This window comes from Streptomyces sp. SID5464, from assembly GCF_009862985.1.
Lineage (GTDB): Bacteria > Actinomycetota > Actinomycetes > Streptomycetales > Streptomycetaceae > Streptomyces > Streptomyces chartreusis_D.
This window is the reverse complement of sequence record NZ_WWIQ01000055.1, coordinates 23,671-47,393: the sequence shown is the minus strand read 5'-3', so window position 1 is coordinate 47,393 and position 23,723 is coordinate 23,671. Positions and strand designations below refer to the sequence as shown.

The 23,723-nt window shown below is 70.9% G+C and carries 21 protein-coding genes and 5 tRNA genes; 13 read left to right on the top strand and 13 right to left on the bottom strand.

Annotated elements, in window-relative coordinates; translation table 11 throughout:
* Nucleotides 1-258 precede the first annotated feature (258 nt).
* Nucleotides 259-1,362, bottom strand: a complete 1,104-nt coding sequence (locus GTY47_RS26935) for a Glu/Leu/Phe/Val dehydrogenase dimerization domain-containing protein (protein ID WP_029181534.1) — start codon at nt 1,360-1,362, stop codon at nt 259-261.
* Between the two features lie 223 nt (nt 1,363-1,585).
* On the opposite strand from GTY47_RS26935, the gene GTY47_RS26930 reads away from it, so the two are divergent.
* Complete coding sequence (locus tag GTY47_RS26930; protein WP_010045025.1) at nt 1,586-2,431, top strand: hypothetical protein; 846 nt, start codon at nt 1,586-1,588, stop codon at nt 2,429-2,431.
* Between the two features lie 596 nt (nt 2,432-3,027).
* The gene (gene bldC, locus GTY47_RS26925; protein ID WP_003949541.1) at nt 3,028-3,234 is read left to right on the top strand and encodes a developmental transcriptional regulator BldC; all 207 of its coding nucleotides are present in this window, start codon (nt 3,028-3,030) and stop codon (nt 3,232-3,234) included.
* Nucleotides 3,235-3,693: 459 nt separating this feature from the next.
* Here the strand turns inward: bldC and GTY47_RS41260 are convergent, their stop codons facing one another.
* The 3 genes from GTY47_RS41260 to hrpA all read right to left on the bottom strand — a co-directional run bounded on the left by GTY47_RS41260 (nt 3,694) and on the right by hrpA (nt 8,357).
* A complete protein-coding gene (locus tag GTY47_RS41260; protein ID WP_010044998.1) occupies nt 3,694-3,894 on the bottom strand; it encodes a DUF6274 family protein in 201 nt (66 codons plus the stop codon).
* Between the two features lie 350 nt (nt 3,895-4,244).
* Nucleotides 4,245-4,319, bottom strand: a tRNA-Asp gene (locus GTY47_RS26915).
* 93 nt (nt 4,320-4,412) lie between these two features.
* Nucleotides 4,413-8,357 carry an ATP-dependent RNA helicase HrpA gene (hrpA, locus tag GTY47_RS26910; RefSeq protein ID WP_010044997.1) on the bottom strand — a complete coding sequence of 1,315 codons (3,945 nt, stop codon included), beginning with the start codon at nt 8,355-8,357 and terminating at the stop codon, nt 4,413-4,415.
* 149 nt (nt 8,358-8,506) lie between these two features.
* On the opposite strand from hrpA, the gene GTY47_RS26905 reads away from it, so the two are divergent.
* Complete coding sequence (locus tag GTY47_RS26905; RefSeq protein ID WP_010044996.1) at nt 8,507-8,695, top strand: hypothetical protein; 189 nt, start codon at nt 8,507-8,509, stop codon at nt 8,693-8,695.
* A gap of 76 nt (nt 8,696-8,771) precedes the next feature.
* Here GTY47_RS26905 and GTY47_RS26900 read toward each other — a convergent pair.
* From GTY47_RS26900 to GTY47_RS26885, 4 genes are all read right to left on the bottom strand, one after another.
* Nucleotides 8,772-8,845: transfer RNA gene (locus GTY47_RS26900), tRNA-Phe, on the bottom strand.
* 24 nt (nt 8,846-8,869) lie between these two features.
* Nucleotides 8,870-8,944: transfer RNA gene (locus GTY47_RS26895), tRNA-Asp, on the bottom strand.
* Nucleotides 8,945-8,981: 37 nt separating this feature from the next.
* Nucleotides 8,982-9,054: transfer RNA gene (locus tag GTY47_RS26890), tRNA-Glu, on the bottom strand.
* A gap of 80 nt (nt 9,055-9,134) precedes the next feature.
* Entirely contained in the window at nt 9,135-10,721 is a 1,587-nt protein-coding gene (locus GTY47_RS26885; protein WP_010044995.1) for a metallophosphoesterase, read from the bottom strand.
* A gap of 83 nt (nt 10,722-10,804) precedes the next feature.
* On the opposite strand from GTY47_RS26885, the gene GTY47_RS26880 reads away from it, so the two are divergent.
* The 4 genes from GTY47_RS26880 (at nt 10,805) to GTY47_RS26865 (ending at nt 14,435) form a co-directional block, all read left to right on the top strand.
* Complete coding sequence (locus GTY47_RS26880; protein WP_010044994.1) at nt 10,805-11,155, top strand: metallopeptidase family protein; 351 nt, start codon at nt 10,805-10,807, stop codon at nt 11,153-11,155.
* A gap of 87 nt (nt 11,156-11,242) precedes the next feature.
* Nucleotides 11,243-11,782, top strand: a complete 540-nt coding sequence (locus GTY47_RS26875; protein WP_010044992.1) for a hypothetical protein — start codon at nt 11,243-11,245, stop codon at nt 11,780-11,782.
* Nucleotides 11,783-12,101: 319 nt separating this feature from the next.
* Complete coding sequence (locus tag GTY47_RS26870; protein WP_010044990.1) at nt 12,102-14,177, top strand: DEAD/DEAH box helicase; 2,076 nt, start codon at nt 12,102-12,104, stop codon at nt 14,175-14,177.
* A gap of 185 nt (nt 14,178-14,362) precedes the next feature.
* A tRNA-Lys gene (locus tag GTY47_RS26865) sits at nt 14,363-14,435 on the top strand.
* A gap of 120 nt (nt 14,436-14,555) precedes the next feature.
* Here GTY47_RS26865 and GTY47_RS26860 read toward each other — a convergent pair.
* Complete coding sequence (locus GTY47_RS26860) at nt 14,556-15,416, bottom strand: RNA polymerase sigma factor SigF (RefSeq protein ID WP_010044987.1); 861 nt, start codon at nt 15,414-15,416, stop codon at nt 14,556-14,558.
* Between the two features lie 330 nt (nt 15,417-15,746).
* Nucleotides 15,747-16,241 (bottom strand): MarR family transcriptional regulator, encoded by a 495-nt coding sequence (locus tag GTY47_RS26855; protein ID WP_086012571.1) that lies wholly within the window; start codon nt 16,239-16,241, stop codon nt 15,747-15,749.
* Between the two features lie 175 nt (nt 16,242-16,416).
* Between GTY47_RS26855 and GTY47_RS26850 the strand changes: the two genes are divergently transcribed.
* The 5 genes from GTY47_RS26850 (at nt 16,417) to GTY47_RS26830 (ending at nt 20,532) form a co-directional block, all read left to right on the top strand.
* The gene (locus GTY47_RS26850; RefSeq protein WP_173937395.1) at nt 16,417-17,601 is read left to right on the top strand and encodes a PP2C family protein-serine/threonine phosphatase; all 1,185 of its coding nucleotides are present in this window, start codon (nt 16,417-16,419) and stop codon (nt 17,599-17,601) included.
* Nucleotides 17,602-17,703: 102 nt separating this feature from the next.
* The gene (locus tag GTY47_RS26845; protein WP_040903852.1) at nt 17,704-18,609 is read left to right on the top strand and encodes an STAS domain-containing protein; all 906 of its coding nucleotides are present in this window, start codon (nt 17,704-17,706) and stop codon (nt 18,607-18,609) included.
* Nucleotides 18,606-19,019: an STAS domain-containing protein gene (locus GTY47_RS26840; RefSeq protein WP_010044979.1), complete on the top strand. Its 414-nt coding sequence runs from the start codon at nt 18,606-18,608 to the stop codon at nt 19,017-19,019. Before GTY47_RS26845 ends, GTY47_RS26840 begins: the two co-directional genes overlap by 4 nt.
* Complete coding sequence (locus GTY47_RS26835) at nt 19,019-19,462, top strand: anti-sigma regulatory factor (protein WP_010044976.1); 444 nt, start codon at nt 19,019-19,021, stop codon at nt 19,460-19,462. The genes GTY47_RS26840 and GTY47_RS26835 overlap by 1 nt, the downstream gene beginning before the upstream one ends.
* Complete coding sequence (locus GTY47_RS26830) at nt 19,462-20,532, top strand: ATP-binding SpoIIE family protein phosphatase (protein ID WP_040903850.1); 1,071 nt, start codon at nt 19,462-19,464, stop codon at nt 20,530-20,532. The genes GTY47_RS26835 and GTY47_RS26830 overlap by 1 nt, the downstream gene beginning before the upstream one ends.
* Here GTY47_RS26830 and GTY47_RS26825 read toward each other — a convergent pair.
* The 3 genes from GTY47_RS26825 to GTY47_RS26815 form a co-directional block, all read right to left on the bottom strand.
* Nucleotides 20,514-21,011 carry a MarR family transcriptional regulator gene (locus GTY47_RS26825; RefSeq protein ID WP_029181533.1) on the bottom strand — a complete coding sequence of 166 codons (498 nt, stop codon included), beginning with the start codon at nt 21,009-21,011 and terminating at the stop codon, nt 20,514-20,516. The genes GTY47_RS26830 and GTY47_RS26825 overlap by 19 nt on opposite strands.
* 116 nt (nt 21,012-21,127) lie before the next feature.
* Entirely contained in the window at nt 21,128-21,769 is a 642-nt protein-coding gene (gene ribA / locus GTY47_RS26820) for a GTP cyclohydrolase II (protein ID WP_010044973.1), read from the bottom strand.
* Nucleotides 21,770-21,911: 142 nt separating this feature from the next.
* Complete coding sequence (locus tag GTY47_RS26815) at nt 21,912-22,427, bottom strand: MarR family transcriptional regulator (RefSeq protein WP_010044972.1); 516 nt, start codon at nt 22,425-22,427, stop codon at nt 21,912-21,914.
* A 90-nt stretch (nt 22,428-22,517) separates the two neighbouring features.
* On the opposite strand from GTY47_RS26815, the gene GTY47_RS26810 reads away from it, so the two are divergent.
* The gene (locus GTY47_RS26810) at nt 22,518-23,648 is read left to right on the top strand and encodes a dihydrofolate reductase family protein (protein ID WP_010044970.1); all 1,131 of its coding nucleotides are present in this window, start codon (nt 22,518-22,520) and stop codon (nt 23,646-23,648) included.
* The last annotated feature ends 75 nt before the right edge of the window (nt 23,649-23,723 follow it).

Sequence of the window (23,723 nt, the reverse complement as noted above, 5' to 3'; positions counted from 1 at the left end):
CTTGACACGCGTTCATGGTCCGGAACGGCCTCTCCGCAGAGAGACCGGCCCGTAGGGCTTCCACGGTACCTGAGCCCGCGCCCATACGGTACGTCGCCCGTATGACGTGCCCGCGCCCAGGACCTTCGAGGCGCCCCGTCCTCGCTGGTCAACCGCGATTTTAACCACTTCTCGGCGGTCGACCCGCCGGTAGAAGTGAGAGTTCTCTCTAACTGCCCACCGACGGGTACCGGCCAAACGTGCGAGCGCGCTGCCGAATCAGCGCGCCCGGCGGGCCGCTGCCGCGTCGTGCATGCGCTGCTCGGCGATCCGGTCGGCCGCGGCAGCCGGCGGAATACCGTCCTCCTTCGCACGTGCGAATATGGCCAGCGTGGTGTCGAAGATCTTCGCCGCCTTCGCCTTGCACCGCTCGAAGTCGAAGCCGTGCAGTTCGTCGGCCACCTGGATGACACCGCCGGCGTTCACCACGTAGTCCGGCGCGTAGAGGATCCCGCGGTCGGCGAGGTCCTTCTCCACGCCCGGGTGGGCGAGCTGGTTGTTGGCCGCGCCGCAGACCACCTCGGCGGTCAGCACCGGCACGGTGTCGTCGTCCAGTGCCCCACCCAGCGCGCAGGGGGCGTAGATGCCCAGCCCGTCGATGCGGATCAGCTCGTCGGTGTCCTTCACGGCCATGACGTCCCGGTGCCGCTCGGTGATCCGCCGTACGGCGTCCTCGCGCACGTCAGTGACGAAGACCTCGGCGCCCTCCTTCACGAGGTGCTCCACCAGGTGGTGGCCGACCTTGCCGACGCCGGCGATGCCGACCCGCTTCGCGCGCAGCGACGGGTCGCCCCACAGGTGCTGCGCGGAGGCCCGCATGCCCTGGTAGACGCCGTAGGCGGTGAGGACGGAGGAGTCCCCGGCGCCGCCGTTCTCCGGGGAGCGGCCGGTGGTCCAGCGGCACTCGCGGGCCACCACGTCCATGTCGGCGACGTACGTGCCGACGTCGCAGGCGGTGACGTAGCGCCCGCCGAGGGAGGCGACGAACCGGCCGTAGGCGAGGAGCAGCTCCTCGCTCTTGATCCGCTCCGGGTCGCCGATGATCACGGCCTTGCCGCCGCCGTGGTCGAGACCGGCCATGGCGTTCTTGTACGACATCCCGCGGGCGAGGTTCAGCGCGTCGGCGACCGCCTCGGCCTCGTTCGCGTACGGGTAGAAGCGCGTACCGCCGAGCGCGGGGCCCAGGGCGGTGGAGTGGATGGCGATGACGGCCTTGAGGCCGCTCGCGCGGTCCTGACAGAGCACGACTTGCTCATGACCCCCCTGGTCCGAGTGGAACAGGGTGTGCAGTACATCAGCAGGTGCGCCGGTTACGTCGGTCACTGTGGTGACTCCTGAGTAAGTTGCGGCGGGTGGAGACCAGCTCCCGTGCGGGTGGCGGGGGCTGCTGAGCATGAGATTAGAGCCTGGTGGGCCCGCCGGCCGCACAGTGCTCAGGATCACCTCCGACCGGAGTACACCCGTGCGACGATTTGCATAGATTTCCCGCGCGTTTGTGAGTGGGTTCCGCAGGTTTTCGCGACGGTGCGCGGGGGAGGGAGCAGGCGTGCCCAAGGTGTCCTCGGTGATCGTCCCCTACGCGACCTATCTGCGCGTGTACGAGCCGCTGGCCGCCTTCGCCGAGCCGGAGCGCAGCCACTGGGCCCGCTACGCCCGCCGTCCGGACCGTCCCTCGTACCAGGACGAACTCCGCCGTGCCCTGGCCGACTTGGCGCCCACCCCGCCGGTCCTCGTGCCGGTGCACGAGAGCGAGGACGCCTTCGTGCTGGACGTCGACGGCGTCGTCTGCGTCTGCCCCTGGCGCACCCGGCTGCGCGGCTGGCAGGCCCTGGACGAGCTCTCCGAGGAGCTGCCGCCGCCCGTCCTGGACGCGGTCCTGCCGCCCTTCCTGCGCCGCCAGGCGGCCCAGGACTACGAACGCTGGCTGGCGGACAACCCGGACGCCCGGCCGTGGATCCGTACGGCGACCTGGCAGGTGCCGATCAACTGGTTCGTGCTGGTCTCCGACGAGGAGCGCGAGTACGACAAGGGCGACAGCGTGCACAGCCCGCCGGTGCTGCGCTACCGCACGCCCATGGTCCAGGCCCGGCGCCGGGTGGCCCGGGGCCTGCGGGCCCTGAAGGAGGCCATGGACGAGGGGCCGCTGATCGACGGCCTGGTGGACGTCGGGCGCTGGCTGGAGGAGTTCCACCCGCGCTCGCTCGTGGAGCTGGACTACGGCGGCCTGGTGCACGCCGTGCCGGCCGGGGCGCTGGAGGACGACCACTCGGCGGCGGACGTCGCCGAGGGGATCGCCGCGCTGCGCCGGGGCGACGGGGCGGCGGCCGGGGAGGCGTACGCCCGCCTGGTGGACCGGTGGCGTTCCGTGCGGGATCTGCGGTCGGCGAACTGACCTCTGACCTTCGGTTCCTACGGACCGCTCGTGACCGGTCACGAACAGGCGTTTGACGTATCGCCCGTTTTGGGGTTACGTCCTCGCACCGGCGTTCCTGAAGAGCGCTCTGCGTGCGCTGAAGCCTTGTCAACAACGGACGTAGGTCCCGATCCGGGCGTACCTCTCAAGTAGGCCAAGCGTGACGGACTACACGTACGTGGCCCTTGCGCCCCTTGCCCCTCCTCATGCCAAAATAGGACAAGGAGTCCGGGGGGCTCCTTCCGTCCCGTTGTGCTGCATTGTGGGCGGAATCTCAGCATTGCACGCTTTGGGGGGTCTTGTGACTCCTGATCGCCCTGTGACTGATCGTCACAGTGGCGTGACTGTCCGCTATGGCATGGTCCATCGGCTTCCGTCGCTGATGAACACCTGGGAGGGCAATTCCATCGGTTTGGCCGACGCGGCTGGACAGATGGTGTAGTTGTAGTGCCGAGGACAAGCCGTTCGTCCTATAACCGACTCGACTCGCGTCCGCCATTTCGGGCAACGCGGGTCAAGGTGCAGAATTTAGAGGAAAGAACCGAGAAGGTTCGGTTCTCCCGAGGAGGCCGCTCATGACCGCTCGCACCCCTGATGCCGAGCCGCTGCTGACCCCGGCTGAGGTCGCCACCATGTTCCGCGTCGACCCCAAGACGGTCACGCGGTGGGCGAAGGCCGGCAAGCTCACGTCGATCCGCACGCTCGGCGGGCATCGCCGCTACCGCGAGGCAGAGGTCCGCGCTCTGCTCGCGGGCATTCCGCAGCAGCGCAGCGAGGCCTGAACAACTGAATAACCGGGCGAACCGGCTGGTCCCCCATCAGCCGAGACGTCCGAACCACAGCTCCAAGCGACGCGGGTCCTGCCCCAACAGGCCCCACGCCCACGCCAGTCAGAGCTTTCCAGGCATATGACAGGGTGCGTCGTCGATCGCGCTGGACTCCGCCGGGTCCAGCGCGATCTTTTTTGTGCGCCGGCTGTCGGTCTCGTGGCGTGGCTGTGAGCGGCCTTGTCGGAGTCTGGGGAGGGGCGTGGGATCCCTTGTGTGCGGCACCGTCGAAGGGGTGCAATTGCACATATTAAATTGACCCGTTGTAGGCGGGGTGTAAGTACCGCACTTTCCAAAACTCATGCAGTGACACCCGTCACATACCGAGCGGCTTGTTAGCTCCGCCGCGGGTGCGGTAGTGGAGCCACCGGCTCCAGCACCCCGTGTACGAACGGGCGTTGAGGCCGGCTTCGGTCAGGCTCGCGCCGGACTCTCGTTCTCGACGGGCTCCTGGGAGGTCTGGGCGGTGCGTGGAGCGGTCTGGGCGGACTCCATCGCCAGCCGCAGCAGGTGATGGCAGATCGGACAGTGGCGAGTGAGATGCCGGTACGACGACGCGGCCGCCAGGTGTGCACGGAGCAGGGCCCGCGTCTCGTGCCTAGCCGATGCCGCCATACGCCACCTCCGGAAGGCCGAACCGGGAACGGCCCTGGTTTCTGGGTACCGAGGGAACGAGAGGCCGTCAAGACGGCGTGAGGGCCCCCGAGGGGGCATCGCACAGGTCAGGGGCGCACAAACGAACTTGGATGCGGGAGGTCCGGACGAGTGAAGCTCGGACGACAGAAGAGCCCGGATCCGGAAGACCCGGGCTCTTTCACTGCGGTCCTGACGGGATTTGCTGTGCTTGATTGCGGCTGCGCCGCGGGCGCGGCCTCCACCTCGGCAGGGTGGCGAGGGAGCGCGGTCGTTGGTCACGAGAAAGGGCTCGCGCCCCTTGCGGGGTGCGAGCCCTCTTTCTCTCACTGCGGTCCTGACGGGATTTGAACCCGCGGCCTCCACCTTGACAGGGTGGCGAGCACTCCAAACTGCTCCACAGGACCAGGTTTCGCGGCGCGATTTCTGCGTTGCGCTGCGAGAAGAGACTGTACAGGAGGGTGGGGCCCTGGTCGAACTCACCCTGCGTGCGCACGTGATTACGGCACTGCCGCGTCGATCGCCTTCACGATCCGCTTGTCGGAGACGGGGTACGCCGTGCCCAGCGCGTGGGCGAAGTAGCTGACCCGGAGCTCCTCGATCATCCAGCGGATGTCCAGGACCGACGACGGCACCGGCCTCCCCTGCGGCATCTGCTCCAGGAGCCAGGCGTACTCGTCCTGCATCTCGTGGACCTTCTGCATCCGCGAGGTGTCCCGCTGGACGTTCGTCGGCATCTGCGTCAGACGCCGGTCCGCGGCCACCAGGTAGCGCATCAGGTCCGGCATGCGGCGCAGACCCGCCTCCGTCACGAAGCCGGGCTTCACGAGGGCGTCCAGCTGCTTCCGCACGTCCTGGAGGTTCGGCAGCAGCGCGGGGCTGCGTACGGCCTTCAGACGGCGTTCACAGGCCTGCCAGGCGGCCAGCACCTGCTGCACCTGGCCCACGGTGCGGACGGTCGTGTCGACGATCTCGGCGCGCACCTTGTCGTACAGCTTCCGGTACGACTCCTCGTCCCACGCCGGCCCGCCGAAGTCCGCGATCAGCCGGTCGGCGGCCGCCATCGCGCAGTCGTCGAACAGCGCCTGGACGGAGCCGTGCGGATTCGCGGACAGCGCCAGCTTCTGCGCGTTCGTCAGCTTCTCGGAGGCGAACTTCGCCGGGTTCACCGGGATGTTGCGCAGGATCAGGCGGCGGGTGCCCTTCCACATGGCCTGCGCCTGTTCCGCCTCCGTGTCGAAGAGCCGTACGGAGACGGTGTCGCCGTCGTCGACCAGCGCCGGGTACGCCTTCACCGGCTGGCCGGCCCGCCGGGTCTCGAAGACGCGGGTGAGCGTGCCGATCGTCCAGTCCGTGAGGCCCTTGCGCTCCAGGGACTCGCCGCCCTGGCGTTCCGCCGTCGCGGCCGCGGCCTGGGAGAGGGCCTTGCGGGCCTTCGGCCGGAGTCTGAGCTTCAGCGCCTCCAGGTCCTTGTCCTCGGCGAGCTTGCGGCGCCGCTCGTCGACGATCCGGAACGTGACCTTGAGGTGGTCGGGGACCTTGGACCAGTCGAAGTCCTCGGCCTCGAAGGGCACCCCGACCATGCGCCTCAACTCGCGGGTCATGGTCGTGGTGAGCGGTTCCTGGAGCGGGACGGCCCTGTCCAGGAACGCCTTCGCGTAGTTCGGCGCGGGCACGTAGTTGCGGCGGATCGGTTTGGGCAGGGACCGGATGAGCTCCGTGACGAGCTCCTCCCGCAGGCCCGGGATCTGCCAGTCGAAGCCCTCGTCCGTGACCTGGTTGAGCACCTGGAGCGGGATGTGGACGGTCACACCGTCCGCGTCCGCGCCCGGCTCGAACTGGTACGTCACGCGGAACTTGAGGTTCCCCTGCCGCCAGGAGTCCGGATAGTCCGCCTTGGTGACCTCGCCCGCCTTCTCGTTGATGAGCATCTCGCGCTCGAAGTCGAGGAAGTCGGGCTGCTCGTGGCGCTTGTGCTTCCACCAGGAGTCGAAGTGGGCGCCGGAGACGACGTGTTCGGGGATCCGCTGGTCGTAGAAGTCGAACAGCGTCTCGTCGTCGACCAGGATGTCCCGGCGCCGGGCCCGGTGCTCCAGCTCCTCGACCTCGGTGAGGAGTCTGCGGTTGTCCGAGAAGAACTTGTGGTGCGTGCGCCAGTCGCCCTCGACGAGCGCGTTCCGGATGAACAGCTCGCGGCTGGTCTCCGGGTCGATCCGCCCGTAGTTGACCTTCCGCTGGGCCACGATCGGCACGCCGTACAGCGTGACCTTCTCGTACGCCATCACGGCTGCCTGGTCCTTCTCCCAGTGCGGCTCGCTGTAGGTGCGCTTGAGGAGGTGGCCGGCGAGGGGTTCGACCCACTCGGGCTCGATCTTGGCGTTGACCCGGGCCCAGAGGCGGGAGGTCTCGACGAGTTCGGCGGACATCACGAAGCGCGGGGGCTTCTTGAAGAGGGCCGAGCCGGGGAAGACCGCGAACTTGGCGTTGCGGGCGCCCAGGTACTCGTTCTTCGCGCCCTCCTTCACGTCCTTCATCCCGATGTGGGACAGCAGGCCGGCGAGCAGGGAGACGTGGATGCGGTCGGCCGGGGCATCGTCCTCGTTGAGGTGGATGCCCATCTGCTTCGCGACCGTGCGCAGCTGGCTGTAGATGTCCTGCCATTCGCGGATGCGAAGGAAGTTGAGGTACTCCTGCTTGCACATCCGGCGGAAGGAGGACGAGCCGCGCTCCTTCTGCTGCTCGCGGATGTAGCGCCAGAGGTTCAGGTAGGCCAGGAAGTCGCTGGTCTCGTCCTTGAAGCGGGCGTGCTGCTGGTCGGCCTGGGTCTGCTTGTCGGCGGGGCGCTCGCGGGGGTCCTGGATGGACAGCGCGGCGGCTATGACCATGACCTCGCGCACACAGCCGTTCTTGTCCGCCTCCAGGACCATGCGGGCCAGCCGCGGGTCGACGGGCAGCTGGGCGAGCTTGCGGCCGGTGTCCGTGAGCCGCTTGCGGGGGTCCTTCTGCGCCGGGTCGAGGGCGCCCAGTTCCTGGAGGAGTTGCACGCCGTCGCGGATGTTGCGGTGGTCCGGCGGGTCGATGAAGGGGAACTTCTCGATGTCGCCGAGGCCGGCCGCGGTCATCTGCAGGATGACGGAGGCGAGGTTCGTCCGGAGGATCTCCGCGTCCGTGAACTCCGGGCGGGCGTTGAAGTCGTCCTCGCTGTAGAGGCGGATGCAGATGCCGTCCGACGTACGGCCGCAGCGGCCCTTGCGCTGGTTGGCGCTGGCCTGGGAGACCGGCTCGATGGGGAGGCGCTGGACCTTGGTGCGGTGGCTGTAGCGGGAGATCCGTGCGAAGCCCGGGTCGATGACGTACTTGATGCCCGGGACGGTGAGGGACGTCTCCGCGACGTTCGTGGCCAGAACGATCCTGCGTCCGGTGTGGGGCTGGAAGACGCGATGCTGTTCGGCGTGGGAGAGCCGGGCGTAGAGCGGCAGGATCTCCGTGAAGCGGTAGTTCTTCTTGGTCAGGGCGTCGGCCGTGTCCCGGATCTCCCGCTCGCCCGACAGGAAGACCAGGATGTCGCCCTGACCCTCCTTCTGGAGCTCCTCGACGGCGTCGATGATCGCGGTGATCTGGTCGCGGTCGGCGTCGTCGCCGTCCTCCTCCAGGAGCGGCCGGTAGCGGACCTCCACGGGGTACGTACGGCCGCTGACCTCGACGATCGGGGCGTCGCCGAAGTGCCGGGAGAAGCGCTCGGGGTCGATGGTGGCCGAGGTGATGACGACCTTGAGGTCGGGGCGCTTCGGCAGCAGCTGGGCGAGGTAGCCCAGCAGGAAGTCGATGTTGAGGGACCGCTCGTGGGCCTCGTCGATGATGATCGTGTCGTAGGCGCGCAGCTCGCGGTCGGTCTGGATCTCGGCGAGCAGGATGCCGTCCGTCATGAGCTTGACGAACGTGGCGTCCGGGTCGACCTGGTCCGTGAAACGGACCTTCCAGCCGACGGCCTCGCCCAGCGGGGTGTCCAGCTCCTCCGCCACGCGTTCGGCGACGGTGCGGGCGGCGATCCGGCGGGGCTGGGTGTGCCCGATCATGCCGCGGACCCCGCGGCCGAGCTCCATGCAGATCTTCGGGATCTGCGTGGTCTTCCCGGAACCGGTCTCACCGGCGACGATCACGACCTGGTGGTCGCGGATGGCGTCGGCGATCTCGTCCTTCTTCTGGCTGACCGGCAGCTGCTCGGGGTACGTGATCCCGGGCACGCGGGCGCGGCGCCCGGCCATCCGCTCCTCGGCCTTGCCGATCTCCGCCTCGATCTCGGCCAGCACGGCGGCGCGTGCCTCCGGCTTACGGATCTTGCGCGCACCTTCGAGCCTGCGCCCGAGCCGGTGCGCGTCGCGCAGGGACAGCTCGGTCAGGCGGGGGGCGAGGGCGCCGAGGGCGGGGGCGGATTGCGTAGACATACGCGATCCAGGATCTCATCCCGCCGATTTTTGTGGCTAACGCTTTTGTCTCGGGCGGTCCGACCAGGCCGGCCCCTCGGCCCGGGCCTGCCGGAGGGAGGCCCGCCTGAGACGATGGCGCGGTTCATCACACGAAAACGGGGTCCATCATGCTCGTGCTCATACTGTCGCTCGTCGTCCTGCTCGTCATCGGCGGCTGTGTCTGCGTCTTCTGGGCGGCCCGGGGGGACGCCCCGCGCTGGGCACGTGGTGTGGCCAAGGTGACGCTGCTCGGCAGCGAACTGGCCCGCAGTGCGAGCCGGAATTCCGGCTCACGGCAAAGCGGCGGGGACGACTAGGCGCTGCCAGACGACACGAAAGAGCCCCTCTCCGGTGAGAGTCGGAGAGGGGCTCAAGCCCTGGTGAGGGCGGTTGTGGCTGGGGCCGGGGTCGAACCGGCGACCTTCCGCTTTTCAGGCGGACGCTCGTACCAACTGAGCTACCCAGCCACGAGGTTTCACGTGAAACCTCAGCGGTCCTGACGGGATTTGAACCCGCGGCCTCCACCTTGACAGGGTGGCGAGCACTCCAAACTGCTCCACAGGACCAAGCGTGTCGTACGACAGTGTCGCACAGGGTGGTGCGTGCCCCCAACGGGATTCGAACCCGTGCTACCGCCTTGAAAGGGCGGCGTCCTAGGCCGCTAGACGATGAGGGCTATCGGCCCGCCTGGGCGCTTCTCAGCGCGTCGGGGACGTGAGAAGCATATGGGATGGCGGGAGCTATCGCCAAAACGGTTTAGGGGGAGCCGGCGGGGGACCCCGTCGGCGGCTCCGTCGCGGGGGTGGTCGGGGACTGTGTCGCGCCGGGCTGGTTCTCCTCCGGGAGGTGGCGACTGACCTCGGCTGTCGTGAGGCCCAGGCCGCCCAGTTCGATCTCGTCCCAGGCCTGGAGGTGGCGGGTGTTCCGGTCGAAGTAGAGGATCGACGCTTCGATGGGGTCCGGGTGCTTGCCCTCGATGGCACGCAGGCCGCTGCCGCCCGTGGAGCCCTCGATGCGCAGCCGGGTGCCGTACTTCAGGACTTCCATCTCGTCGTGGTGGAGGTGGCCGGCCAGCACCAGCGGCACCTCGCCGTCGACCTCGCGGGCCGCCGACGGTTCGTGGGCGATGGCGACGTCCACCGGGGTGCCGGCGGTGCGCTGGTCGCGCAGGGCCGTGGCCAGGCGGGCGCCGGCCAGCTCCTGGGACTGCTCGGCGCCGGGCTGCTTCGAGCGGTCCGGGGTGAACTGCGGGTCGCCGATGCCCGCGAAGCGCAGACCCTTGATCGTCTTGGCCCGGCCGTCGTCCAGGACGTGGACGTTCTTCAGGCCCTCCAGATAGCGCTGCGTGATCATCGAGTCGTGGTTGCCGCGGACCCAGACGTAGGGGGCCCCGAGGTCCTCGATGGGGTCCAGGAAGCCGTTCTCGGCGGCCGTGCCGTGGTCCATCGTGTCGCCCGAGTCGACGATCACGTCCACCTTGTACTGCTCCACCAGCGAGGCGATGATCTTCCAGCTCGCCGGGTTCAGGTGGATGTCGGAGACGTGCAGGACCCGGATGGTCGAGGGGTCGGGCGCGTAGGCCGGGAGGGTCGAGGTGGCGTCGTAGAGCTTGGTGACGTTGGTGACCAGGCGGGCCAATTCCTTCTGGTAGACGTCGAATTCGGTGACGATGCTGCGCGCGTTGCCGACCAGGGAGGGGGCCGAGGTGAGCAGTCCGGAGAACTTGGGTTCCAGGACGGAGTCGGGGCGCCAGGTGGCGTACGCCGTGCCGCCGGAGGCGGCGAGGAGGGTGAGCGCGAGGCCGCCGGCGGCCAGGGCGCGGCGGGGGCGGCGGTAGACCGCGAGGCCGAGCGCGGTGGCGCCGCCGACGACGGCGACGGATGACCGTACGGCCAGGTCGAGGGTGCCGCGTCCGACGTCCTCGGTGACCTCGTCCTGGAGGCCGGAGAGCCGCTCGGGGTGGTCGACCAGGGCCTGGGAGCGGACCGGGTCGAGCTGGTCGACGTTCACGTCCAGACGGACGGGGGCGATGTGGCTGTCCAGCTGCAGGGCGCCCAGCGGCGAGATGTTGATCTTGGTGCCGCCGGTGAAGGAGGGGCGCAGCGTCATGGTGGTGTTCATGGGGCCGACCGGGACCCGGACATTGCCCACGACCAGCAGGCCCAGCCAGGCGCCGAGGAGGACCACGGCCACCAGTCCCACCGCACGGGACCACGGGTGCGGCTGCGGCACGAGTTCGATCGTGGCCGGGGCCTGGCGGGAGCGGTAGCGGCGGGCGAGGGCGCGCGGGCCCTTGCGGATCGGGTTCAGGACACTCAGGACTGCGGCGGGGACGCGGGCCATTGGTCCCGTATGCCCAAGTCCCGGGCCGGATATGCGACGCCGGAAGGCTCTCGTACTGCTGTGTCGTGGCCGACAATGGGCCTGTGCTGGAGATGACGCGTGAGGAGTTCGAGGAGCTGGTCGCCGAGGCGCTCGACCGGATCCCGCCGGAGTTGACGCGACTGATGGACAACGTCGCGGTGTTCGTCGAGGACGAACCGCCGTCGGACGATCCCGAGCTGCTCGGGCTGTACGAGGGGACTCCGCTGACCGACCGGGGCGAGTGGTACGCCGGTGTGCTGCCGGACCGGATCACCATCTACCGGAATCCGACGTTGCGGATGTGCGAGTCGCGGGAGGACGTCGTCGCCGAGACGGAGATCACGGTGGTGCACGAGATCGCGCACCACTTCGGCATCGACGACGCGCGCCTTCACGCCCTGGGTTACGGCTGAGCGGGTTGTGAATGCGGGGCGCGTGTCCTCTTGTGGGCGGCGGGAGTTGGAGGTGTTGACTCCATCACCCTTCCCGGAGGTGGCCCCGTGCGCCCCTTGTACGTACCCGTCCGCCTGGCCGCCACGGTCGTGGCCGTCGCCGCCGCCGCCGGCTGTATGAGCGTCGGCGACGACGGCGCGGGAGGGAGCGCCAAGCCGTCGCACTCCGCCGGACAGCGCGGCGGGGAGGCGCCCGACGGCGGGTCGGCGGCGTCGGGCGGCGGTACCGGGTTCGGTGCGGCGGCGGCCGACGGCGAGCGCGGGCACGGCAAGGGCGAGAAGGGGAAGAAGGGCAAGGACGGCGGGCCGGGGGAGTCGGCGTCTCCCGGGGTGTCGCCGTCCGCCGTGGTGAGCGCGCCCGCGCCGGGGCGCGCCAAGCCGGGGAAGCCGGCCAAGCCGACGCCGAAGCCGCCGGCTCCGCCGACGCCCACCCGGACGGCCGAACCCGAGCCCACGCCGACCCCGACCGAGGTGACGGCGTCGCCGGAGCCCACGGACAAGCCGGAGCCGTCGTCGTCGGCGCACGAGCCGCCCGGGCCGCAGCTCGCCCAGCGGGAGCCGGCACCCGAGGCGGGGGCGCCGGCGTAGCCGCGCGGTGAGTGCCGTCGGGCGGGAACAATCTCGGGGGGTGGCTGGTTGGCACCGACGGGAGGTTCTCCGGGCCACTGGGTCACGGAGGGCGTCCCAACTGTCTCCTGCGGAGTCCGGTTTGCCTTGTGGGGCCCGGAGTGCGTATGGTGGCAGATCGTTTGATCCCATCTTGCCCGGCGCCACTGCAGAGCGCGCCGTGTGGCGCGTACTCTCTCCCTTGCCGTGGTGGACCGCATTGAGGCGGTCGTATTGCGAATCGCGAATCACGGAGTTGACGGGCGCGTGCCGACGAGACTCCGGAAGGTTTCGCATTCGCATGTCCATCGCCAGTACTGATCACGTCGTCGTGCCCGAGAACGAGGCAACCGAGGACGCCCCCGAGGTCACTTTCGCCGACCTCGGTCTCCCCGAGGGCGTCGTCCGCAAGCTCGCACAGAACGGCGTGACCACCCCCTTCCCGATCCAGGCCGCGACCATCCCGGACGCCCTGGACGGCAAGGACATCCTCGGCCGGGGCCGCACCGGCTCCGGCAAGACCCTGTCGTTCGGTCTGCCCGCCCTGGCCCAGCTCGCCGGCGGCCGTACCGAGAAGCACAAGCCGCGGGCCGTCATCCTCACGCCGACGCGTGAGCTCGCCATGCAGGTCGCCGACGCGCTCCAGCCCTACGGCGACGTCCTCGGCCTCAAGATGAAGGTCGTCTGCGGCGGTACGTCCATGGGCAACCAGATCTACGCCCTGGAGAAGGGCGTCGACGTCCTGGTCGCCACCCCGGGCCGGCTGCGCGACATCATCAACCGCGGCGCCTGCTCGCTGGAGAACGTGCAGATCGCCGTTCTCGACGAGGCCGACCAGATGTCCGACCTGGGCTTCATGCCCGAGGTGACGGAGCTGCTGGACCAGGTCCCCGCGGGCGGTCAGCGGATGCTCTTCTCCGCGACCATGGAGAACGAGATCAAGACCCTCGTCGACCGGTACCTGAACAACCCGGTGAGCCACGAGGTCGACGCCGCCCAGGGCGCCGTGACGACCATGTCGCACCACATCCTCATCGTGAAGCCCAAGGACAAGGCGCCGGTCACCGCGGCCATCGCGTCCCGCAAGGGCCGCACGATCATCTTCGTCCGCACCCAGCTGGGCGCCGACCGCGTCGCCGAGCAGCTGCGCGACTCCGGGGTGAAGGCCGACGCGCTGCACGGCGGCATGACGCAGGGCGCGCGGACGCGGACCCTGGCCGACTTCAAGGACGGGTACGTCAACGTGCTCGTCGCGACCGACGTGGCGGCGCGCGGTATCCACGTCGACGGCATCGACCTGGTGCTGAACGTGGACCCGGCGGGCGACCACAAGGACTACCTGCACCGCGCCGGCCGTACGGCGCGCGCGGGCCGTACCGGCACCGTCGTCTCCCTCTCCCTGCCGCACCAGCGGCGTCAGATCTTCCGGCTGATGGAGGACGCGGGCGTCGACGCCACGCGCCACATCATCCAGGGCGGCGCGGCCTTCGACCCGGAGGTCGCCGAGATCACCGGTGCCCGGTCGATGACCGAGGTCCAGGCCGAGTCCGTGGGCAACGCCGCTCAGCAGGCCGAGCGTGAGGTCGCCCAGCTCGCCAAGGAGCTGGAGCGGGCGCAGCGGCGTGCGAACGAGTTGCGCGAGGAGTCCGACCGGCTGCTCGCGCGGGTCGCTCGCGAGCGGGGCGAGGAGCCGCAGGCGGCGGTGTCCGGGGAGTCCGCGGAGGTTCCGGCCGGCGTCGAGGTGTCCGTGCCCGAGCAGCGGACCGCGCAGGACGTCGAGCGTGCCGAGGCTGCCACCGCGCCGTACGAGCGGCGGGAGCGTCGTGACGACCGCGGCGGGTTCAGCCGTGACCGGGACCGGTCCTTCGACCGGGACCGTGGTGGTCGTTCCTTCGAGCGTCGTGACGACCGTGGCGGCCGTCCGTTCGAGCGTCGTGACGACCGCGGCGGGTTCAACCGCGACCGGGACCGCGACCGTGGTGGCCGTTCGTTCGAGCGTCGTGACGACCGTGGCGGTTTCCGCCGGGACGACCGGGCTGACCGGGGCGACCGGGGTGAGCGCGGCGGCTTCCGGCGCGACGACCGGGGTGGTCGTTCCTTCGAGCGTCGTGACGACCGTGGCGGCCGTCCGTTCGAGCGTCGTGACGACCGCGGCGGGCGTCCGTTCGAGCGCCGTGACGACCGTGGCGGCTTCCGCCGGGACGAGCGCGGTGGGCACCGTGGCAGCGACCGTCCGTTCAACCGCGACCGCCGGGACGACCGTCCGGGCTACCGCGCCGGCGGCCACGACCGTCCGAACGGCCGTCGTGACGACCACCGTGGCGGCGGTTCCTTCGGTCGCCGCGAGGACAAGCCGCGCTGGAAGCGCAACGGCTGACACAGACGCGTGACGAGCGCCGTGGATCCCTCCTGCGGGCGGGCCACGGCGCTCTGCCGTTCCCGTCCCGCAGGGGTGGATCCGCGGCCGTCACGGGGTCAGTTCCCCCTCCGGCGCGGCCGGTGACCGATACCCGATCGGAGACTCGGCCTCGTCCGGCTATGCTCGTGGGGGCAACATCGCCTGGGCCCTTAGCTCAATTGGCAGAGCAGTGGACTTTTAATCCATTGGTTGTGGGTTCGAGTCCCACAGGGCCTACCGGCAGCGGGCGGAGGACACGGCCTTCGACTTGCTGCGAAGCGCCCCGACCGGTCAGAGCCGGTCGGGGCGCTTCGTCGTTTCCGGATGCGTGCGTGCGTGAGCGGGCGTGTGTGGGCCTCAGCCCGTCGCCAGCATCCCCGACCGCAGGCGGGCCACCGTCCGGGAGATCAGGCGGGAGACGTGCATCTGGGAGATGCCCAGGCGCTTGCCGATGTCCGCCTGGGTGAGTTCCTCGACGAAGCGGAGGTGGAGGATGAGGCGCTGGCGCTCGTCGAGTTCGGCGACCAGGGGAGCCAGCGCGTGGAAGTCCTCGACGAGTTCGAGGGCCGGGTCCTCCTCGCCGATGAACTCGGAGAGCGCGGTGTCGCTGTCCTCCGAGTCGCCGGTGACCGCGGCGTCCAGGGACGAGGAGAGGTAGCCGTTCGCCGCGACCTGGGCCTCGACGACCTCCTCCTCCGAGAGGTTCATGAGCGCCGCCAGCTCCGCGACCTTCGGCGCGCGGCCGAGGCGGGAGGCCAGTTCCTCGGTGGCCTTGGCGAGTTCCGTACGGGCCTCCTGAAGGCGGCGCGGCACGTGCACGGCCCAGGACGTGTCGCGGAAGAACCGCTTGATCTCGCCGATGATGTACGGCACCGCGAAGCTGGTGAACTGGACCTCGCGGGAGACCTCGAACCGGTCGATGGCCTTGATCAGCCCGATGACGCCGACCTGGACGATGTCCTCCATCGACTGGCCGCTCGCACGGAACCGGCGGGCCGCGAACCGCACCAGCGACATGTTCATCTCGATGAGCGTGTTGCGCGCGTACTGGTATTCGGGAGTGCCCTCCTCCAGCACGGCGAGCCGGTCGAGGAACTGTCCGGTCAGATCGCGCGCGTCCTGCGGGGCGAGCTTGTGCGGCTCGGCGATCTGCGGCAGCTCCTCGCCGGTGTCGGTGCCGGAATCCGTCGTCGTACCGATGCGCGTGGTCGCCGTCACGGGCCCTCCCTCGTAGTTCCGGCCCGCTCCCGTCCCCCGTCAGGCCACCTCCAGGCCGCTACCCGCAGTCGCCCGGCTCATGCCCCGTGTCCTCCCCGTCGAGACGTTGACCACAGTCGGCGCAGGTCGGGGCGGTGACGGGGTACCCGCACGGTCGGCTCACGGTACGGGCAGGAGGGCGGGGCGGTGCGGTGCGGAGGACTCGGCAGCGGGACTCGTGGAGCGGACAGTTGTCGTTCGGCAACTATAGTCGTGAGACAACAATCTAGCCGTGCCGTGCGGGCGCGGGGGAGGATCCGGAATGTTCGTCCCGGTGCCACGACGGGCAGTTCAGGCGGTGCGGGTGCCGGGCGCCGACGAGTCGTCGGAGGCGTCGTGTATCTGGGCCGCGGCCGCGTCGCAGAACGCCTCCAGCCCTTGCAGCAGCGCGACCCGCTTGGCGGCGGGCATCTGGTCGAGCACGGCGCGCAGCGTCTGTTCCCGGCGGATGCGCAGGTCGGCCAGGAAGGCGCGGCCCCGCCCGCTGAGGTGCAGCTGTACCTCGCGCCGGTCCGCCGCGCTCACCGCGCGTTCGACGAACCCCGCGGCCTGGAGCCGGTCGCACAGCCGGCTGGTCGAGGGCGGGGTGGAGGCGAGGGAGTCGGCGAGGGTGCGCAGGTTGATGCCCTCGTGGTGCTCCAGGATGAGCAGCACGCGCAGCTGGGACGCCGAGGCGGGTGCGGTGGAGGCACGGCCCCAGAGGACTTCCAGCAACTCCGCGGCCGTGGAGGTCACACGTGCGACCTCTGCTGGCTCAGGGCGGGGTCGGAGGGAAGTCACAGTCACACTCTCGCAGGCACCGGGATGGCCGTCAGCGTACTAGGCGAGCCGCGACCCGGGGCCGACACCGGCCCGCACACCGAGAGCCTTGCCCGAGGGCCCCGCAGAGGTCCGAAGAGATGTCCGACCGAGGGATCAAGGATTGGGCTTCGACATCGTGACGACGATCGTGAACAGATTCGTGACCGCCGAGCGCGCCCTGCGCACGGCGGCGCCCCATCAACTGCTGGACGCGGTCCGTCGTGTACTGACCGATCAGTACGCGGCGGACTCCGTCGAGCTGTACCTGGCCGACTACGGACTGACGGTGCTTCAGCCGGTGTCCGTGCTGCCGCACACCCTTCAGCCGGTGTCCGTGGCCAACAGCCCGGCGGGCCGGGCCTTCGGCGCGCAGGAGCCGTACGTGGAAACCCTGCCGGGTGACGTCGTACGCGTGCACCTGCCGGTCACCGTGCGCGGCGACCGCCTCGGCGTGCTGACGGTGACCCTGCCGGGCGGCGAGCACGCCGGCGGCTGCCTCGGCGAACTGGCCGAGATCGCCGAGGTGCTCGGGCACGAGGTCGTCGTGGCCGAGCGGGACACCGACCTGTACCTCCAGGCGCGCCGCAGGGACCGGCTCACGCTGGCCGCCGAGATGCAGTGGCAGTTGCTGCCGGGCCGCTCCTGCGTCCGCCCCGAGTACGAGCTGGGCGCCCAGCTGGAACCGGCGTACGCGGTCTTCGGCGACAACTTCGACTGGTCCGCCACGGCCGACCGGCTCAGCCTCTACGTCACCAACGGCATGGGCGAGGGCATAGAGGCCTCCCTGCTGACGAACCTGGCGATCAACGCCCTGCGCAACGCGCGCCGGGCCGGTCTCCCCATCGCCGACCAGGCGGCCCTGGCCGACCAGGCGGTGTACGCCCACTACCGGGGTCGCTGCTACCTGTCCGTGCTCATGCTGGACATCGAGCTGGCCACCGGGCGGGTCCGGGCGGTGGACGCCGGTTCCCCGCGGCTGCTGCGGCTGCGCCGGGGCGCGGTGGAGCCGGTGCCCTTCGACGCCCAGCTGCCGCTGGGAATGTTCGAGGAGACCGACTACGTGGCCCAGGAGTTCACGGTCGAGTCCGGTGACCGGCTGGTCTTCGTCAGCGACGGGGTGTACGGCGTCGCCTCCCCGGGCGGAGAGGCGTACGGGGACGACGCCCTGGCCCGGGCGATCCAGTCGACCCGGCTGCTCCCGGCCGCCGAGGTGCCCCGGGCCGTGCTGCGCGAACTGTCCGGCCACCGCGGCGGACCCGTCCCGGACGACGACGCCCTGGTGGTGTGCCTGGACTGGCGTGGGCGGGAGGGGCCAGGGAAGGCGGAGGTCAGGGGGTGTGGGTGAGCGGCTGTTTGGTGGAGCCGTACGCCGGGCCTAATGTTTGTCATACGGCAAGTAATGGCTGGTTTCGCAGGGCGACCTCGGTCCGGCCTGTGCAAGGGAGCGATGCAAGTGTCGGTGTCGGAAGAGAACGCGGAACAAGAGCCGCCCGCACAGCAGGTGAGTGCCTTTCTCGAACAGCGCCGGGAACAGATCGCCCAACGGTGGGCGGACGCCGCGCTGTTCCGCACGGTCTTCACCGTGTCCCGCGACGAGGCGGTGGAGGCGGGCAGGTCCGTGGCGGCGGCGCTGGCCGCGGTGGCGGCCGCCGGGCGGCTGGACGACCTCCGGGCCCCCGGATTCGAGGCCGTGCGCGACCAGTTGGGGCGGATGGCGGCCTCCCGCGCCCGCATGGGGATCGACGCCGACGGGCTCGCCGACGAGGTGGCCGCCCTGCGAGAGCCGGTCACCGAGCTGCTGCGCGCCGAGTTCCCGGACCCCGGCGCCCCCGAGGCCCAGGAGTGCGTGCTGGCCCTCACCGTGCTCATGGGCACGCTGCGGCTGGTCGTACTGGAGACGACGGTCAGCGCGGGCGAGGAGGTGATCGCACGGCAGCGCGAGCAACTGCACGAAGTGGCCACCCCGGTGATCAAGCTCTGGGAGAGCACCGTCGCCGTACCGCTGATCGGCACGCTGGACAGTGCGCGCAGCCAGGTGGTCATGGAGAGCCTGCTGGACGCGATCGTCGCCGAGCGTGCCCGGTACGCCATCCTCGACATCACCGGCGTGCCCACGGTCGACTCGCTGGTCGCCCAGCACCTGATGAAGACGGTGGCCGCGGCCCGGCTGATGGGCGCCGAGTGCATCGTCTCCGGCATCCGGCCCGCGATCGCGCAGACCATCGTCCAGCTGGGCATCGACCTCGGCACGGTGCTCACCCGCGCGAGCCTGGCGGACGCCCTGGCCTACGCGCTCAGCCGGCAGGGCGTCGAGATCGCGCCGGTCCGGGCGGCCGACGCGGACGCGCGATGACCGGCCCCTCGGGGAACGGGCCCTACGGCGGGCACGGCTTCACGGTGCCGGTCCTCCGGCTGGGCGACATCCTGCTGGTCACCCTCCAGGGGGAGCTGCACGACGGGATGGCCGAGCAGCTCCAGCAGGACATCACCGAGCGGATCGCGCACACCCGGGTGACCGGTGTGGTCATCGACATCTCCGGCGTGGACATCGTCGACTCCTTCCTGGGGCGGGTCCTCGCGGAGATCGCCGCCGGAGCCGGACTGCTGGCCGCCCGTACGGTGCTGGCCGGGATGCGCCCCGCGGTGGCGATCACCCTGGTCGAGCTGGGGCTCACCCTGCCCGGATTGCGTACGGCCCTGGACGTCGAACGCGCGATGGAGCTGCTCACCGCCGGTGACCAGCGGGGCGAGGGGAGTCCGTGATGCGGGCCTCCCGCCATGCCGCCCCGGCCAGCCTGCCGATCGGCTCGGACGCCGACCTGGCCTGGGTACGGCAGCAGGTCCGGCAGGCCGCCGCCGAGCTCGGTTTCGGTCTGGTGCAGCAGACCAAGCTCGTCACCGCCGCCAGCGAGCTGGCCCGCAACACCCTCGTCCACGGCGGCGGCGGCCATGTGGAGATCACCCCGCTGCACACCGGGCCGTCGCCCGGCCTGCGGCTGGCCTTCGTCGACGCCGGGCCCGGCATCCGCGACCTGGACCAGGCGATGACCGACGGCTACACCAGCGGCGGCGGGCTGGGACTCGGCCTGAGCGGGGCCAAGCGGCTGGTCCAGGAGTTCGAGGTGGACAGCCGGCCCGGTGAGGGGACCACCGTCACCGTCACCGCCTGGGCCACGGTCGTGCCGTCGGCCCGGCCGGGGCTGTGATGAGCAGGGTGTGGGACGTGCCCGTCGACGACTCGACCCGGGTGCGGGACGTCCGGGTCGCGGCCGAGGCGGCCGGCGCGTGCGCCGGGCTCGGCCCGCACCGCATCGCGACCGCGGCGCTGGTGGCGACGGAGCTGGCGACCAACCTGGTGCGGCACGCGGACGGCGGGTACGTCCTCATCAACCTCGTCGAGCGAGCGCCCGCCGACGACCGGCGCACGTCCGTGCAGCTCATCGCGCTCGACCACGGCCCGGGCATCCCGGACGTCGCGGCGGCGATGCGCGACGGCTACACGACCGCGGCTTCCCTGGGCGCCGGCCTCGGCACGTGCCGGCGCACAGCGAACGACTTCGACCTGCACAGCGTCCCCGGCCGGGGCACCGTGGCCATGGCCCGGATCGACCACGAACCCCCCGCCGACCGGTATCGGACGCCCCCTCGGGGGCCGCACGCAGGTGGCGTCAACGTCCCCCTCGGCCGGGCCGACTACTCCGGCGACGCCTGGACCAGGGTCTGCGCGGGCGACCGCCACACCCTCCTGCTCGCCGACGGGCTCGGCCACGGGCCCAAGGCCGCCGAGGCGTCCGGAGCCGCCGTGGAGGCGCTGCGCGACGTGGCCGACCGGCCGCCCGCCGAGATGCTGCGGCATCTGGGCCGGGCGCTGCGCCGCACCCGGGGCGCGGCCGTCGCCGTGGCTCAAGTGGACCTCGCGTCCGGCCGGTTGCACTTCGCCGGGATCGGCAACGTCGGCGCCCGGCTGCGCACCGACGGCACCTGGAAGGCGATGCTGTCCCAGCCCGGCATCGTGGGCGCGCAGGTCCCGGCGTCCGTGACCGTGCAGCGGGAGCCGTGGCAGGACGGCAGCCTGCTCGTCCTGCACAGCGACGGCCTGCCCGGCCGCTGGACGCCACCCGACGACGCCCTGCTCCTGGGCTGCGACCCGGCGGTGGTGGCATCGGTGGTCCTGCGCGACGCGGGCAGCGCGGCCCGCCCGGTGCGGGACGACACGTGTGTGGCGGTGCTGGGCGGGGGCGGCAGCGGCCGGAGTCGTCATGGCTCGGGGAGCTGACGGGCCTCGGGATCCCGCGCCGCCAGAAACCCCCGCAACCCCCGGCTCAGCGCCACCCGTTCCGCCGGTTCCATCGCCGCCAGTGCCGTGGCCAGGGCCCGCGCCCGGCGGCCGGCGACGTCGCCCAGGACGTGCTGCCCGTGCGCGGTGAGCCGCAGTTGTACCTCGCGGCGGGTGTCCGGGTGCGGGGCGCGTTCCAGGAGGCCGGCCGCCGCCAGGCGGTCGCAGAGACGGCTGGCCGTGGGGAGGCCGATGTCCAGCCGGTCCGCCAGGGCCGTCAGGTTCAGGCCCGGTGCCGCCTCCAGGGTGCGCAGCGCCCGCAGCTGGTGCAGGGACAGCCGCAGGGACGCGTCCTGGGCGGCGACCGACCACAGGGCCGTCAGACTCTCCACGGCATCGGCGATCTGTGCCGCGACGGCCTCCGGGCCATCGCCCGGTCTCCTCGCCCGGGGGTCGCCGGGGCCGTCGAGATCGGTCACGAAACGGTCACTTTCCATAAGCTCCGGGTACTGCCGAGGTCGCCCTCTTTCAAAGGCTGTACCCGATGAGCCGAGGGGCAAGCCGCCTCGTTCGAGCGCCCGGCCGGGCCGGAGGCTCAGCCGGCGCTGAGCCCCGTCAGTGCGGCGAGCGGCAGGGTGTGCTGGGTCTGGAGGACCTTCGCGCGCAGGTACCGGACGTTGTGCGCGGTGGTGAAGACGCCCGTGGGGACGCGGTCGCGGACGCCCACGCCCAGGTCGCGCAGCTGATCGGCCTTGTCGGGGTTGTTGGAGAGCAGGTCCAGCTCGCCGATGCCCAGGGCCCGGAGCATCTGGGCCGCCGCCGTGTAGTCGCGGGCGTCCTCCGGCAGTCCCAGGGCCGCGTTCGCCTCGTAGGTGTCGAGGCCCTCGTCCTGGAGGGCGTACGCGTCGAGCTTGTTGTAGAGGCCGATGCCCCGGCCCTCCTGGCGGAGGTAGAGCAGCACGCCGCCGCGCTCGGCTATGCGCTCGACGGCCTCGCGCAGCTGCGGGCCGCAGTCGCAGCGGGCGGAGCCGAACACGTCCCCGGTCAGGCACTCGGAGTGCAGCCGCACCAGCGGAACCGGGCCGGGCTCACCCAGGACGACGGCCACGTGTTCCTGGCCGTCGGCCAGGCCGTGGAAGGTGACGAGTTCGGCGTCGACCTCGTAACCGTCGTGGAAGCGCAGCGGGACCCGGACGCGGGAGCGCGGGGTGGCGATGACAGCGGGGGTGTCGGGCATGCGGGGCCTCCGGGTTCCGTTCCTGTTCGGCTGCACAGCCGTCGGCTTGCAGTCTGCTTCAGATTTGAAGCAGATCCACGTCCGGAACCCTACCCTTGCTTTAAATTTGAAGCAACGAGATCGTAGTGCGTTGTGATGTGGGTCACGAACAGGCCGTGGAAGACCTCCGTCGCCACGGCACGTCGTCCGACGCCGGCCGCGTCCCGTCCTCCTGGAGCCCCTGTGCGATCGCCTTGGAGATCTCCTCCAGCTGTCCCACCTGCTCCGCGCTGAGCCGGTCGAACAGGAAGCTCCGCACGGTCTCGACATGCCCGGGCGCCGCCCGGTCCAGCACGGCGAAGCCGTCGTCCGTCAGGGCCGCGATGCTGCCCCGCTTGTCGTACCTGCAGGCCTCGCGCCGCACCATGCCGTCCTTCTCCAGCCGCGTCACCGCGTACGTCAGCCGACTGCGCGTGATCTTCAGCCGCTCGGCGAGATCGGTCATGCGCAGCCGCCGCTCCGGGGACTCCGACAGGACGGACAGGATGGAGTAGTACAGGTGCGGCATGCCGGCGTCCTGCTGGAGCTGCCGGTCGATCGCGTCCTCCAGGAGCAAGGAGGCGGCGATGTACGCGCGCCAGGCGCGTTGCTCCTCGGGGGTGAGCCAGCGAGTCGTCATGCCGCCAGTGTAGGTTTGTTTCAAACTTGAACCAAGGCCGTCCCGTCGGTCCGCCGATTTCCAGTCGCCCGTCGTCCACCGGGAGCGTCGATGCCCCATCCGTACGTCCTGCTGTCCGCCGCCGTCTCCCTCGACGGCTACCTGGACGACACCGGCCCCGAACGCCTGCTGCTGTCCAGCCCGGCCGACTTCGACCGGGTCGACGAGGTCCGGGCGTCCGTCGACGCGATCCTGATCGGCGCCGGCACCATCCGCGCCGACAACCCCCGCCTGCTGGTCAACTCACCCGGGCGACGAGCCGCCCGCACGGCCGCCGGCCGGCCGGAGTACCCCCTCAAGGTCACCGTCAGCGGCTCCGGCGACCTCGACCCGGCTGCCCGGTTCTGGCACACCGGCGGCGAGAAGGTCCTGTACACCACCGACAAGGGCGCCGAGCGCGCCCGTGCCCTCGGTCTCGCTACCGGCGTCGTCCCGCTCGGCGCCGACATCGACTGGCGCCGGCTCCTCACCCACCTGCACGACGACCGGGGCGTACGACGGCTCATGGTCGAGGGCGGCGGCCTGATCCACACCCAGCTCCTCACCCAGGGACTCGCCGACGAACTCCAGTTGGTCCTCGCCCCGCTCTTCGTGGGCGACCCCGAGGCACCCCGCCTCTTCGGCCCCGGCGGCTACCAGTCCGGCCGGCTCCGGCTGCTGGAGACCCGGCGGATCGAGGACGTGGTCCTCATGCGCTACGAGCCGACCGCCCCCGGCACCGGCTCCCTCCCCACCGCCGCCGACCACCACTGGCTGGCCCTCGCCTGCGAACTGGCGGCACAGTGCCCGCCGTCGGACACGGCGTTCAGCGTCGGCGCGGTGGTGGTCGCGGCCGACGGCACGGAACTGGCCCGCGGCCACTCCCGCGAGGGCGGCGACCCGCTCGTGCACGCCGAGGAGGCGGCCCTGGCGAAGACCGACCCGGCCGATCCCAGGCTCGCCGGCGCGACGGTCTACAGCAGCCTGGAGCCCTGCGCCCGCCGGGCCTCCCGCCCCGCACCCTGCGCCCGGCTGATCCTCGACGCGGGTGTGCGACGCGTGGTCACGGCCTGGCGCGAGCCGGACACCTTCGTGGCGGGCGCCGACGGCAGCGGCCTCCTGGCGGCCGGGGGAGTGCGGGTCCTCGTCCTCCCGGAGCACGAGGAGCGCGCCAAGGCCCCGAACCGCCACCTGCCGCACTGAGCGCGGGCCGCCGAGAACCGGGTGTGCGCGAGCTGTCCCGCGGATGGCGTACACTGGTGTCACAACGACGCGGGG

Bases quoted from the DNA above. Each gene is read 5' to 3' on its own strand.
- bldC (WP_003949541.1), top strand. From the start codon at position 3,028: ATGACCGCTCGCACCCCTGATGCCGAGCCGCTGCTGACCCCGGCTGAG.
- GTY47_RS41260 (WP_010044998.1), bottom strand. From the start codon at position 3,894: ATGGCGGCATCGGCTAGGCACGAGACGCGGGCCCTGCTCCGTGCACAC.
- hrpA (WP_010044997.1), bottom strand. From the start codon at position 8,357: ATGTCTACGCAATCCGCCCCCGCCCTCGGCGCCCTCGCCCCCCGCCTG.
- GTY47_RS26905 (WP_010044996.1), top strand. From the start codon at position 8,507: ATGCTCGTGCTCATACTGTCGCTCGTCGTCCTGCTCGTCATCGGCGGC.
- GTY47_RS26885 (WP_010044995.1), bottom strand. From the start codon at position 10,721: ATGGCCCGCGTCCCCGCCGCAGTCCTGAGTGTCCTGAACCCGATCCGC.
- GTY47_RS26870 (WP_010044990.1), top strand. From the start codon at position 12,102: ATGTCCATCGCCAGTACTGATCACGTCGTCGTGCCCGAGAACGAGGCA.
- GTY47_RS26845 (WP_040903852.1), top strand. From the start codon at position 17,704: ATGCAAGTGTCGGTGTCGGAAGAGAACGCGGAACAAGAGCCGCCCGCA.
- GTY47_RS26840 (WP_010044979.1), top strand. From the start codon at position 18,606: ATGACCGGCCCCTCGGGGAACGGGCCCTACGGCGGGCACGGCTTCACG.
- GTY47_RS26835 (WP_010044976.1), top strand. From the start codon at position 19,019: ATGCGGGCCTCCCGCCATGCCGCCCCGGCCAGCCTGCCGATCGGCTCG.
- GTY47_RS26830 (WP_040903850.1), top strand. From the start codon at position 19,462: ATGAGCAGGGTGTGGGACGTGCCCGTCGACGACTCGACCCGGGTGCGG.
- ribA (WP_010044973.1), bottom strand. From the start codon at position 21,769: ATGCCCGACACCCCCGCTGTCATCGCCACCCCGCGCTCCCGCGTCCGG.
- GTY47_RS26815 (WP_010044972.1), bottom strand. From the start codon at position 22,427: ATGACGACTCGCTGGCTCACCCCCGAGGAGCAACGCGCCTGGCGCGCG.
- GTY47_RS26810 (WP_010044970.1), top strand. From the start codon at position 22,518: ATGCCCCATCCGTACGTCCTGCTGTCCGCCGCCGTCTCCCTCGACGGC.